The 12041-nt window shown below is 70.2% G+C and carries 10 protein-coding genes; 6 read left to right on the forward strand and 4 right to left on the reverse strand.

Features of this window, described 5'->3' with window-relative positions:
• Positions 1 to 7 precede the first annotated feature (7 nt).
• Positions 8 to 1072 carry a glycerol dehydrogenase gene (locus V8J39_RS13900; protein ID WP_336461524.1) on the forward strand — a complete coding sequence of 355 codons (1065 nt, stop codon included), beginning with the start codon at positions 8 to 10 and terminating at the stop codon, positions 1070 to 1072.
• 10 nt (positions 1073 to 1082) lie between these two features.
• The gene (locus V8J39_RS13905; protein WP_336461525.1) at positions 1083 to 1859 is read left to right on the forward strand and encodes an SDR family NAD(P)-dependent oxidoreductase; all 777 of its coding nucleotides are present in this window, start codon (positions 1083 to 1085) and stop codon (positions 1857 to 1859) included.
• Positions 1860 to 1952: 93 nt separating this feature from the next.
• Here V8J39_RS13905 and V8J39_RS13910 read toward each other — a convergent pair whose 3' ends face one another.
• The 4 genes from V8J39_RS13910 to V8J39_RS13925 are packed head-to-tail and all read right to left on the reverse strand — an operon-like array spanning position 1953 to position 6603.
• Positions 1953 to 2987, reverse strand: coding sequence for an ABC transporter permease (locus tag V8J39_RS13910; RefSeq protein WP_336461526.1), 1035 nt, complete (start codon positions 2985 to 2987; stop codon positions 1953 to 1955).
• Positions 2984 to 3991 (reverse strand): ABC transporter permease, encoded by a 1008-nt coding sequence (locus V8J39_RS13915; RefSeq protein ID WP_336461527.1) that lies wholly within the window; start codon positions 3989 to 3991, stop codon positions 2984 to 2986. Before V8J39_RS13915 ends, V8J39_RS13910 begins: the two co-directional genes overlap by 4 nt.
• A 10-nt stretch (positions 3992 to 4001) precedes the next feature.
• The gene (locus tag V8J39_RS13920) at positions 4002 to 5528 is read right to left on the reverse strand and encodes a sugar ABC transporter ATP-binding protein (protein ID WP_336461528.1); all 1527 of its coding nucleotides are present in this window, start codon (positions 5526 to 5528) and stop codon (positions 4002 to 4004) included.
• Between the two features lie 58 nt (positions 5529 to 5586).
• Complete coding sequence (locus V8J39_RS13925; protein ID WP_336461529.1) at positions 5587 to 6603, reverse strand: substrate-binding domain-containing protein; 1017 nt, start codon at positions 6601 to 6603, stop codon at positions 5587 to 5589.
• A gap of 198 nt (positions 6604 to 6801) precedes the next feature.
• Between V8J39_RS13925 and V8J39_RS13930 the strand changes: the two genes are divergently transcribed.
• The 4 genes from V8J39_RS13930 (at position 6802) to V8J39_RS13945 (ending at position 11997) form a co-directional block, all read left to right on the forward strand.
• Complete coding sequence (locus V8J39_RS13930) at positions 6802 to 7713, forward strand: MurR/RpiR family transcriptional regulator (protein WP_336461530.1); 912 nt, start codon at positions 6802 to 6804, stop codon at positions 7711 to 7713.
• Positions 7710 to 9245, forward strand: a complete 1536-nt coding sequence (locus V8J39_RS13935; RefSeq protein ID WP_336461531.1) for an alcohol dehydrogenase catalytic domain-containing protein — start codon at positions 7710 to 7712, stop codon at positions 9243 to 9245. The genes V8J39_RS13930 and V8J39_RS13935 overlap by 4 nt, the downstream gene beginning before the upstream one ends.
• A 96-nt stretch (positions 9246 to 9341) precedes the next feature.
• On the forward strand, positions 9342 to 10892 hold the full coding sequence (locus V8J39_RS13940; RefSeq protein ID WP_336461532.1) for a xylulokinase: 1551 nt from the start codon (positions 9342 to 9344) through the stop codon (positions 10890 to 10892).
• Between the two features lie 85 nt (positions 10893 to 10977).
• Positions 10978 to 11997, forward strand: a complete 1020-nt coding sequence (locus V8J39_RS13945; RefSeq protein ID WP_336461533.1) for a galactitol-1-phosphate 5-dehydrogenase — start codon at positions 10978 to 10980, stop codon at positions 11995 to 11997.
• Positions 11998 to 12041 lie beyond the last annotated feature (44 nt).

Consider the following 12041-nt stretch of genomic DNA (forward strand, 5'->3'; position numbering starts at 1 on the left):
GGTTGACATGCGCGTGACCGGAGCCCGCTTCCCGGGCCGATACATCCAGGCCCCGGGGCTTCTGGCCCGGCTGGGGGCCGAGGCGATGCCGCTTGGCACCCGGGCGCTTTGCCTGCTCGACGGCAACGTGACCTTCCTCGAGGAGGCCGTGCGCCGCGGCGCCAGCCCGCTGGAGCTGAACCTGCTGGTGCACGGCGGCGAATGCTCGCAGGCCGAGATCGACCGCGGCGTCGAGGCGGGAACCGCGGCCGGCGCCGAGATCGTCATCGGCATCGGCGGCGGCAAGACGCTCGACACCGCCAAGGCGGTCGCCCATCGCCTCGGCGGGGTGCCCTGCGTCATCGTGCCGACGATCGCCGCGTCGGACGCGCCCTGCTCGGCGCTCGCCGTCATCTACCGCGACGATCACACCGTCGATCACGACGCCTTCCTGCCGCGCAACCCCGACCTCGTGCTGGTCGACACCGACGTCGTGGCCAAGGCCCCTGCCCGCTTCCTGGCCGCCGGGATCGGCGACGCGCTGGCGACCTGGTACGAGGCCGAGAGCTCCCGACGCGCCGATGCCCCGAACTGCTGGGGCACGCACGGCTCGCCCCTCGCCTTCGAGATCGCGCGCCTGTGCGGCGACACGATCTTCGAACACGGCGCGGCGGCGCTGGCCGAATGCGATGCGGACACCGCCGGGCCCGCCTTCGAGAAGGTGGTCGAGGCCAACATCCTGCTGTCGGGCGCGGGCTTCGAATCCGGCGGCGTCGCCGGCGCGCATGCGATCCACCACGGGCTGTGCGAACTGCCCGACGTGCACCATCACCTGCACGGCGAGAAGGTCGCGATCGGCGTGCTGGCCACGCTGCTGATCCACGGGCGGCGCGACGAGTTCGCGCAGGTGCGCGACTATTGCGCCTCGGTCCGGCTGCCGACGCGGCTGGCCGACCTCGGCATCGCCGAGGTGACCGACGCCAAGCTCGAGACGATCGCCGCGCGCGCCTGCCGTCCCGGCGAGATCATGGAGAACGAACCGATCCGCGTCACGCCCGACATGGTCGTCGCGGCGCTGCGCGAACTGGCATGAGGAGCCCGAGATGAAAGACCTGCCCCCCGCGGACGAGATCGTCGCGACCTTCCGCCCGGATCTCTTTGCCGGAAAGCACGTCATTCTGGCGGGCGCGACCAGCGGCATCGGGCTTGCGATCGCGCGCGGCTTCGCGGCGCTCGGGGCCGAGGTGACGGCCACGGGCTCCTCGGCCGACAAGATCGCAGCGCTTGCCGAAGAGCCCGGCATCCGCTTCGAGCGTCTCGACGTGCGCGACCGCGAGGCGATCCGCGCCTTCGCCGCCCGCCAGACCCGCTGCGACGTCCTGCTCAACGGCGCCGGCATCGCGCGGGGCGGCGCGGAATGGGAGGAGGAGATCTGGCTCGACACGATGGATGTCAATCTCAACAGCCAGTTCTTCCTGTCGGTCGCGCTGAAGCCGCAGCTGGCGGCGGCGCGCGGGGCGATCATCAACATCGCCTCGATGCTGTCCTACATGGCCGACGCGAATGTCCCGGCCTACACCGCGTCGAAGACCGGGGTGCTGGGGCTGACCCGGGCGTTGGCGCACAAGTGGGGCCGCGACGGCATCCGCGTCAACGCGGTGGCGCCGGGGTATCACAAGACGGACATGACCCGGCCGATCTGGTCGGATCCGTTCGGCGACAAGGCGGTCTCGACCCGCACCGCGGTCGGGCGCTGGGGCACGACCGAGGATCTGGTCGGCCCGTGCCTGTTCCTCGCCTCGCCGGCGGCCGGCTACGTGACCGGGATGTGCCTTGAGGTCGACGGCGGCTTCGTCTCGGGCAACCCGCTCGAGGCGTGAGGGCGGCGGCGGCATCCGCGCCAGGACGAAAAAGGGCCGGGTGACGCGTTCCGTCACCCGGCCCTTTTGCCGTCCGGCCTGCGGCTTGGGCAGTCAGGCCCGGCCGGCGGCGATGCGGTTCGGGAACAGCCCGAGGATCGCGCTCCAGGGGCGGCCCGCCTTGCGCAGGACCATGACCCCGTCGACCACCACCACCGCGACAAGCACGGCGCCGATCACCACCGCCTGCCAGGCCGACGGCACCGAGAGCAGGTTGAAGGCATTGGTCAGCAGGGTGACGAAGGCGACGCCGGCCAGGGCGCCGACATAGCTGCCCTTGCCGCCCGCGATCGAGCCGCCGCCGATCAGGCAGGCGATGAAGATCTGCATCTCGAGCCCCTCGCCCATGTAGCGGTTGGCCATGCCGACCCGTGCGGTCATCAGCACGCCCGCCAGCGCCGCAAGCCCGCCACAGAGGACGAAGCACCAGAACTCGGTGCGCCGGCGCCGGATGCCCGTCGCCTCGGCCGCGGCGGGGTTGCCGCCCAGAAACAGCAGCTTGCGCCCCGTCAGCGTCAGCCGCAGCCCGCCCTCGAAGCACAGCGACAGCAGCAGCGCGAACAGGAACAGCCCCGACAGCCCCGCCACGCCCCAGGTTCCCAGCGTCACGAACCCCGGCGGAAAGCTGGTGAACCCCGCGAGCGCCTGCCCCGACATCACCACCTCGATCACGCCGCGCGTCATGTAGAGCACGCCCAGCGTGACGATCAGGTGATTGATGCCGACGAAGGCGACCATGGCGCCGTTGAACGCCCCGATCGCGAGCCCCGTGCCGATGCCCGCCGCGAAGGCCAGCGGCACCGGCCAGCCCGCGTTCAGCGCCATCGCCGAGGCGATGCCCGCGATCCCCATCACCGCGCCCACCGACAGATCGAAGCGGCCGATCATGAACAGGGTCATCATCCCCAGCGCCACGATCAGGTTCGGCGCCACCGCCGTCTGCAGCGAGGCGAGGTTGTTGGGATCGAGAAAGGCCGGAGAGACGACCGCCAGCACCAGCGCCAGCGCGATCACCACGCCGCAGGTCAGGCTTTCCTGCTCGAGCCGGGCGGCGCGCAGCACCGAGGGTTTGCGGATCTGGTCGGTCATTTCGTCCTCCGGTTCACCAGCGTGTCGAAGGCCACCGTCGCGATCAGCAGCGCCCCGATGACGAACTGCTGGAAGACGGGCTCGATGTCGTACATGATCATTCCGTTGAGCACGAGCGCCAGCAGCAGCAGCCCGAGGGCCGAGCCGCGCAGGTCGCCCTTGCCGCCATAGAGGCTGGCGCCGCCGATGATCGCGGCCGTGACCATCACGAATTCCAGACCCATGCCCATCTGGTTGTCGGCATGGGTGATGCGCGAGGCGGTGAAGATCCCGGCGATGCCGGCGGTCACGGCGCTCGCCACGAAGGCCGCGATCTTGATCCTCCCGACGCGGATGCCGTGGACGACCGCCGACCTCGGGTTCTCGCCGATGAAGCACATCTTGCGAAACAGGCCCATCCGGCGCTGGAACCACCAGGCCGCGACCACGGCCGCGACCATCACGACGATGGTGATGCGGATGTCGAACAGGTCTGTCCGCGCGAACTGGCGGAAGGCGCGCGGATAGGTCTGCCCGCCCAGCGCATTCGCCAGCACGTTGGCAAGACCGCGCACCAGAAGCATCGTGCCGATCGTCAGCATCAGCGAGTTGATCTGGAAGCGCACGACGAGGAAGCCGTTGACGAAGCCGATGGCGGCCGCGACGACCAGCGCGACCAGCGCCGCGGGCCAGAACGGCCAGTCGGCGACCAGCAGCGCGCCGGTCAGCATCCCGGTCAGCGCGAAGACCGACCCGACCGACAGGTCGATCTCGCGCATGACCATCACGTAGGTGAAGCCGATGATCGCCAGGAACTCGATCGAGACCCCGAACAGGATCGAGCTGATGTTCGACCCGGTGGCGAAATTCTCGCGCGTCAGCGCCAGGAACAGCGCCACGGCCAGCGTGATCACCGCCAGCGGCAGGATGTTCGCGCCAAAGCCGTTTCCGGCCAGCCAGCCGCGCCGCCGCGCGGCGGGGCCGGGCCGGTGCTCTGCGACACCCGCGGGTTGCGTCATGCTCATCTCGCCCTCCTCAGCGCGTTCCGGCGGCCAGCGCCATCACCGCTTCCTCTCCCATGGCCGCGCCCGCGACCTCGCCCGCCAAGCGGCGGCCGCGCATCACCACGATCCGGTGCGACAGCCGCAAAAGCTCAGGCAGGTCGGACGAGAAGACCAGCACCGCCCGCCCTCTCGCCGCCTCGGCCCGCGCGGCCTCGTGCACCTCGGCCTTGGCGCCGACGTCGACGCCGCGCGTCGGCTCGTTCAGCACGATCACCTCGGGCCCGGTCGCGAGGCAGGCCGACACCATCACCTTCTGCTGGTTCCCGCCCGACAGCTGTCTGGGCAGCCCCTGCGGCCCGGGCACCCGGATCGCGAAGCGGCGGATGTCGTCCTTCGCCTGCGCGTCGACCCGGCGCGCATCGACGACGCCCCAGCGCGACAGCCGGTCCAGCACCGGGGCCGAAACGTTGTCGGCGATCGACCGCTCCATGTAGAGCCCCGCCTCCTTCCGGTTTCCCGGCAGGTAGGACATGCCCGCGCGCACCAGCGCGGCGGGGCTGACCGAGGCGACCCTGCGCCCCTTCAGCTCGATCGTCCCCGAGGTCGGCGGCACGATCCCGAACAGCGCCTGCGAGAACTGCTCGGCCCCCGACCCCTCCAGGCCGAAGACGCCGACGATCTCGCCGGCGCGGATCTCGACGTCCATGTCGCGGAACTGGTCGGCCTGCGACAGGCCGCGCGCGGCAAACAGCACCGGGGCGTCCCGTGCCGCGGCGCGCGGCGCGGCGGCGACCGGCCCGAGGTCGCGCCCGACCATCCGGCGGATCAGGTCATCCTCGCCCAGATCCGCGTTGCGCAGCGTCTCGATGAACTGGCCGTCGCGCAGCACCGTCACGTGGTCGGCGATCTCGAGCACCTCGGGCAGCCGGTGCGAGACATAGAGGATGGTCTGGCCATCGTCGCGCAGCCGCTTGATCAACCCCATCAGCGTCGCCGCCTCGTGGTTGTTCAGCCCCGAGGTCGGCTCGTCCAGGATCAGAAGGCTCGCCTCGCTTTCCACCGCGCGCAGGATCTCGACGATCTGCTGCTGACCGGGGGTCAGCGATCCGAGGATCTCGCGCGTGTCGATCCGCAGCCCGAACAGGCGCAGCAGGTCGCGCGCGCGCGCATGCATCCGCTCGAAGTCGATCCGCCGGCCGGTCAGGGGGATGCGGCCGACAAAGATGTTCTCGGCCACCGACATGTTGGGAAAGACCGCGAGTTCCTGGTGCACCATGGCGATGTCGCCGCGCTTGCGCTCGCGCGCCTCGGTCGCCTGGCCGGCGACCAGCACGCGGCCCTCGTCGGGCTCGATCTCGCCGTTGATGATCTTGAGCGTGGTCGACTTGCCCGCGCCGTTCTCGCCCAGGATCGCATGCACCTCGCCCCGCGCGACGCGGAACGACACGCCGCGCAGCGCCTGCACCGCGCCATAGCTCTTGCTCACGCCCTCAAGCTCGAGGATCGGGCCCGGCGCCGGGGCAGACCGCTCCATCGAGATCCGTTCGGCAATCGTCATCGCATCCTCCCGCGCGAGGACCCGCGCCGGTGGGGCGCGGGCCGGATCCAGGTCGGTTTCAGAACTGCGGCAGGGCCTTGCGCTCGAAGTACTCGACGTTCTCGGCGTCGATCACCTCGGTGCCCATGTAGATCGCCTTGGGGAACGGATTGACCCCGGCCGCGGGGTTGTCGGACGAGATCGGAACCCCTGCCAGGCCGACATCCGCATCGTTGTAGGCCTCGAGCATCTGCACCGCGAGATAGGCCTGCAGCGCGGTCTTGTTGATGATCGTCGCGTCGATCACCCCGTCGGCGATGCATTCCAGCACCGGGTCCTCGCGGTCGTGGACGATGACCGTGAGATCCTCGATGTCCTTCTCAAGTTCCTCTGCCGCCAGGCAGATCCCGGTGCCCGACGAGCTGTCGAGGCCGACCACCGCCGTGATGTCGGGATAGGTGTTGAACATCGTCTTGGCCGCGTCGATCGCGGTCGAGGTCGTCGCCTTGTCGTCGATCCGGCCGGCCAGCGTCCATTTCGAATGGGCGCTCAGATAGTCCTGCAGGCCCTGGAACTTGGCGTCGGTGTTCGACGCGCCCCAGTTGCCCGAGGCGACATAGGTCCCCTCGTCACCGCCGCGCGCGATCAGCTCCTTGGCGGTGTCGACCCCGGCCTCGTAATTGTCGAGCCCGATGAAGGTCAGCGCACCGCCGTCGTCGGGCGTCACCGCCTCGATCACGACCACCGGGATGCCCTGTTCCATCGCCCGACGGATGCCCGGCACCGCGCCCGGCTCCCACAGCGTGGTGATGATGCCGTCGGGCTTGCGCGCGATGGCCTGTTCCACCGCCTCGGCGCCCGCGACCGGGTCCCAGCCCTGCGGGCCCAGCCGCTCGATCTTCACGCCGAACTTCGACTGGGCGTAATCCATTCCCAGCAGGCTATCGAGCAGGTAGGGATGCCCCTGAAGCTGCGAGGCATAGACATAGGTCCGCCCCTCCTGCGCCGCGGCGGGCAGCGCGACAAGGGCCGCGAACGTGCCGGAAACGAGGCAACCGAGGACGGCGCGGCGCCGCCCTGAAATGGCATGAAACATGATGTCCTCCGATGTCTGCGGTGCTGGCATCCGCATCGCCCTGGCGGCGATGTCCTCCCGGCGCAGCAACCGGATGTCGGAACGGTAACACCTGAAAATTAGCTGTCTAGAAAAATTTACGCCTTGAAAGTAAGTTTCACCGATGGATAATTTCACGACGGGGCGACACCGGCGCGTCCCCTGAAGGGAAAGCCACAGATGACGGCCGAAATCAGCATCCTCGAACACATACAAAGCCTTAGGGGCGGATTGAAGCCGACCCTCCAGGTCGTGGCCGACGCGGTTCTGGCCCGTCCGACCGAAACGCGGTCGATGAACATCAAGGAACTCGCGGCCGCCTGCGGCGTGTCCGAGGCGTCGATCAGCCGCTTCGTGCGGGGAATCGGACTGCCGAGCTATCGCGCGTTCCAGCTGCGGATGGTCGAGGATGCGGCGACCACCCTGCCCGCCCGGTCGCAGGTGCCCGACGAGGGCCAGATCTACGAAAACATCGGCCGCGCCGACACTGCGCAGACGATCCTGACCAAGGTCGCGCACCGCACCGCCGACGTGGCGCGCGCCTGCCTCTCGACGCTGGACCCCGCGGCGCTGGAACGGGCGGCGGCGATGATCCGGGCCGCCGACACCGTCTACTTCTTCGCGGCGGGCCTGTCGGCGCTGTCGGCAGAGAACGCGCTCTTGCGGTTTGCCCGGATCGGCAAGCCCGCGATCTTCCACCGCGACCGCAACAACCAGATCCTGCTCGCGGGCTCGTTGCGGCGCGGGTCGCTGGGGATCGCGATCAGCGATTCGGGGCGGACCAACCAGACCGTGCTCGCGCTCACCGCGGCGCGCGCGGCCGGGGTGCCGACCATCGCGCTGACGGCCTTCGCCGACTCGCCCCTGGCGCGGATCGCGGACCTGACCCTGGTGACCCCCGCCGGCTACCAGCCGAACGAAGAGCCGCTATATGAAAGCATGGTGTCGAAGATCGGCCAGCTGGTGGCGATCGACGCGCTGTACTCGCTGGTCGCGCTGACCGAGTTCGACGCCTCGGTCGCCGCGGTCAAGCGCGGCGACGCCTTCATCCAGGACAGCCGGTCGGCCCGGCGGCCGGAGGGCGGGCGATGACGGTCGATCCGCCCCGCAGCTTCGGCACCAACCGCCACTGGCCCTATCGCGGCGGCTCGTTCGACGCGTTTCTCGCCAGCCGGCCCGAGGAGGCCGCGATCCCGCAGCCCGGCCCCGACGAGCTTGTCGCCCGGGTCGAGGCGGTGTCGATCTGCTCCTCCGACATCAAGGTCGTGCGCATGGGCTCGGACCACCCGCTGTTTCGCGAGGGCGCCGTCGACACCGTGCTGGGCCACGAGGTCGCATTGCGCGTCCACGCGGTCGGCGCCGCGCAGCGTGGCCGCTTCCGCCCCGGGCAGCGTCTCGGGCTGCAGCCCGCGATGCGGGTCGGCGGCGCGCGGCGGATCATCGGCATGGACCTGCCCGGCGGCTTCGCGCAGTTCATCGTGCTGGGCCCCGAGGCGCTGGCAGACTACGTCTTCGACGTGCCCGAAAGCCTGTCGGCCGCCGCTGTCGCCCTGCTTGAACCCTATGGCTGCGTCGAACGCGCCTGGCGGATCAACGCGCGCACCGCGCTGCGGCCCGGCGGGCGGGCGCTGATCGCGATGGCGTCCGACGGCGAGGTCTTCACGCTCGGCCAGGGGCCGGGCTGGTCCGCGGTCGAGGTGCTGGGCGGACCCGCCCCCGCCTTCGCGCCGCAGGCGGATCCGGTCACGGCGGTAACCGGTCCCTATGACGACATCCTCGCGCTGGGTGACCACGACGCCGCGACCCTCGGGCGCCTTGCCGAGGCGCTGGCGCCGGGCGGGCTGCTGCTGCAGGGGCGCCGCGCGCCCTCGCCGGGGCCGGTCGCGCTTGATCCCGCGCGGATCCACTACGACGCGCTCAGCTTTCTGGGCACCACCGAGACCGCGCTCGAGACCGCGTTCCGGCCCCGGTTCGACGCGCGCCCCGGCGGCGTGGCGCTTGTGCATGGCGCGGGCGGGGCGATGGGCCGGATCCATGTCCACCGGCTGATCGGCCTGGCCGAGGGACCGCGCACGATCCTCGCCTCGTCGCGCAAGGGGCGCCGCCTCGCCGATCTGGAGGCCGATTTCGCACCGCTCGCGGCGGCGCGGGGCAAGCGCCTGGTCGTCGTCGACACCGCCGCCTTGCCCGACGCGGTCGCCCGCCATGCCCCGGGCGGGCTCGACGATGCCGTCGTGGTCGCGCCCGATCCGCAGGCCATCGCCACGGCGGCGGGCTGGCTTGCCACGGACGGCCTGCTGAACGTCTTCGCGGGCTTTCCCTTCGGACAGGGCATCCCGCTCGACCTTGCGCGCGTCGCCCGCGGGCTGCGGCTGACCGGGTCCACGGGCTGTTCGGTCGAGGACATGCAGGGCGTGATGGCGCGGGTGCTGGCCGGAGAGCTGGACCTTGCGGCAAACATCAAGGCCGTGGCCGGGCTTGACGCCCTGCCCGCCGCGCTGGAGGCGGTGGCGGGGGGCGCGGTCTCGGGCAAGATCGTCATCTATCCGGGCCGCCCCGAGGCGTCCCTGCAGCCGGTGAAAGACCGGTGGGGTCGGCGCGACGAGCGTGCGATGCTGCGGTGAGAGCGTCGGGGGGGTCGAGGAGGACCGCCCGGGCGAAGGGAGGAGCAACGGCGGCGGCGATCCGCCGCGCCGTGCGTATGGGAGGAGACCCGGCGCATGCGGGATCACGTCATCGGTGTCGATATCGGCACCACCGGCACCAAGGCCGGGATCTACGACAGCGAGGGGCGCCTGAAGGGCGAGGCCTTCGAGGAAAGCCGCCTGATCTATCCCGGCCCCGGCCTGGTCGAGCAGGACCCCGAGGACATCTTCAGCTCTGTCGTCAACACGGTGCGCAGCGCGATGCAGGCCTCGGGCCTGGCGCCGGACCGGATCGCCGCGATCGCCCTCGACGGGCAGATGGCGGGGCTGATGGCCGTGGATGCGGACTGGAACCCGGTCACGCATTACGACAGCTGGCTTGATACCCGCTGCGCGCCCTGGCTGGACGAGCTCCGCCCGCACGAGGACGAGATCATCCGCACCTGCGGCATGGCGCTGGCCTTCAACCACGCGCCGAAGCTGCTGTACTGGCGCGACCAGCCCGAGACATGGGCCAGGATCGCCGCATTCCTGCAACCGGCCGCCTTCGTCGCGGGCAGGCTGGCCGGGCTGGCGGGCGCGGACGCGTTCATGGACCGCACCTATGTCGTCTTCTCGGGCTTCGCCTCGGGCGAGACCTTCACCTGGAACGAGCCGCTGCTGGCGCGCTTCGGGCTGACGACCGAGAAACTGCCCCGGATCTGCGAGCCGTGGGAGATCGTGGGCCACCTGCGGCCCGACTGGGCGGCACGGACCGGCCTGCCCGAGGGGCTGCCGATCGCCGCGGGCTGCGGCGACCAGAGCGCGAACGTGCTGGGCGGGGGGCTCGTCGATCCGGGCGTGGTCTTCGACACCTCGGGCACGGCCTCGGTCTTCGCCACCGTCATCGACAGCTTCGGCACCGACACCACCTATCGCTGCCTGATGACCTGTCCGCACGTCATCCCCGGGCTGTGGTTCCCGATGGCCTATGTCGCGGGCGGCGGGCTGAACCTGCGCTGGTTCCGCGACACGCTCTCGCCGATGGAGAAGGCGCAGTGGGAACAGGCCGGGCGCAATCCCTACGACGCGCTGGCCGAGGCGGCGGGCGGCGTTCCGCCCGGGGCCGAGCGGCTGCTGTTCCTGCCGCATCTGTCGGGGCGCAACACCCCGAACGATCCCGACATGCGCGGCGCCTTCCTCGGCCTGACCTGGCGGCACGAGAAGCCGCACATGGTGCGCGCGATCATGGAGAGCATCGCCTACGAATACGCGCTCTACCTGCGCGCGGTCCGCGAGATCGCCCCCGGCTACGACCCGCGCTTTGCCGTCAACATCGGCGGCGGCGCGAAAAGCCAGGTGCTGCGCCAGATCAAGGCCGACGCGCTGGGCCTCGACTACCGCTGCATGGACCGCGAGGAATTCGGCACCCTCGGCGCGGCCATCGTCGCCGGTCACGCCGTGGGCCTGTTCCTCGATCTCGCCGCGACGGCGCGGCGCTTTGCCGGCGACACCCGCCCCGCGGCCGAGGCCCGCCCCGACCTCACCCGCGCCTACGCGCCCTATGTCGACGCCTACATCGATGCGCTGCAGTCGCTGTCGCCGCTGTTCAACCGGATCTCGCGCTCGCTTTCCAGCGCCGCATAGCACATTCGTGCTTGATCATCACATCGGTGATTTCGTATCACGGATGTGAGGAGACATCACGGGCGTAGAATCGGGAGGAGAACCCATGCGCGCGATCGTTCTGCATGCCGCGAAGGACATTCAGCTGGAGGAACGTCAGGCCCCGGTGGCCCGACCGGGCGAGGTGGTCGTCAAAGTCGCCTCGGTCGGGGTCTGCGGCTCGGACCTGCCGCGGATGCTGGTGAAGGGGGCATGGAAGATGCCGCTGATCACCGGGCACGAATTCTCGGGCCACATCACCGAGCTTGGCGAGGGGGTGAGCGGCTGGGAAAAGGGCGAGCTGGTCGCGATCGCGCCGCTGCTGCCCTGCTATGACTGCGACGAATGCCGCACCGGCAATTTCTCGCGCTGCAAGGACTACGACTATTTCGGCTCGCGCCGGGACGGGGCCTATGCCGAATACGTCGCGGTCCCGACCGCCAACCTGCTGAAGGCGCCCCAGCATGTCGACCCCCGCGCGATCGCGATGACCGATCCGGCGTCGATCGCGCTGCACGCGATCTGGAAGGCGGGCGGCATGACAGTGGGCCAGACCGGCGGGGTGATGGGCTGCGGTCCGATCGGCCTGTTCGCGATCCAGTGGATGCGGATCATGGGCGCCTCGCAGGTCGTCGCGGTCGACGTGTCCGAAGAGAAGCTCGCGCTCGCGCGCGAGGCCGGCGCGACGCATTGCGTGCTGTCGGGCGCGCTGGCCGAAAACACGGTCAAGGCCGATGTGGTGATCGAGGCGGTGGGCCTTGATGCGACGATCAACGGCGCGGTGATGCTGGCGGGCCCCGGCGGCCATGTCGCCTTCATCGGCATCCCGGTGCCGGACGTGAAGCTGTCGAACGCCACCTTCCAGTACTTCCTGCGCCAGGAGATCTCGCTGCACGGGTCGTGGAACAGCTTCGGCGCGCCCTTCCCCGGCCCGCAATGGACCACGACGCTGGAGAAATTCGGCACCGGCGAGCTGAAGTGGGAATTCATGATCTCGCACGACCTCGACCTGGCCGAGCTGCCGGAGATCTTCCGGCGGTTCGACGCGAAGGACCTGCATTTCTCGAAGGTCCTTTTCCGACCCTGACGCCGTATCGGAACCCGGCCCCGGCACCCGGGGCCGCCATTCGG

Origin of the sequence: Frigidibacter sp. MR17.24, from assembly GCF_037095655.1 — a bacterium.
Classification (GTDB): Bacteria; Pseudomonadota; Alphaproteobacteria; order Rhodobacterales; family Rhodobacteraceae; genus Frigidibacter.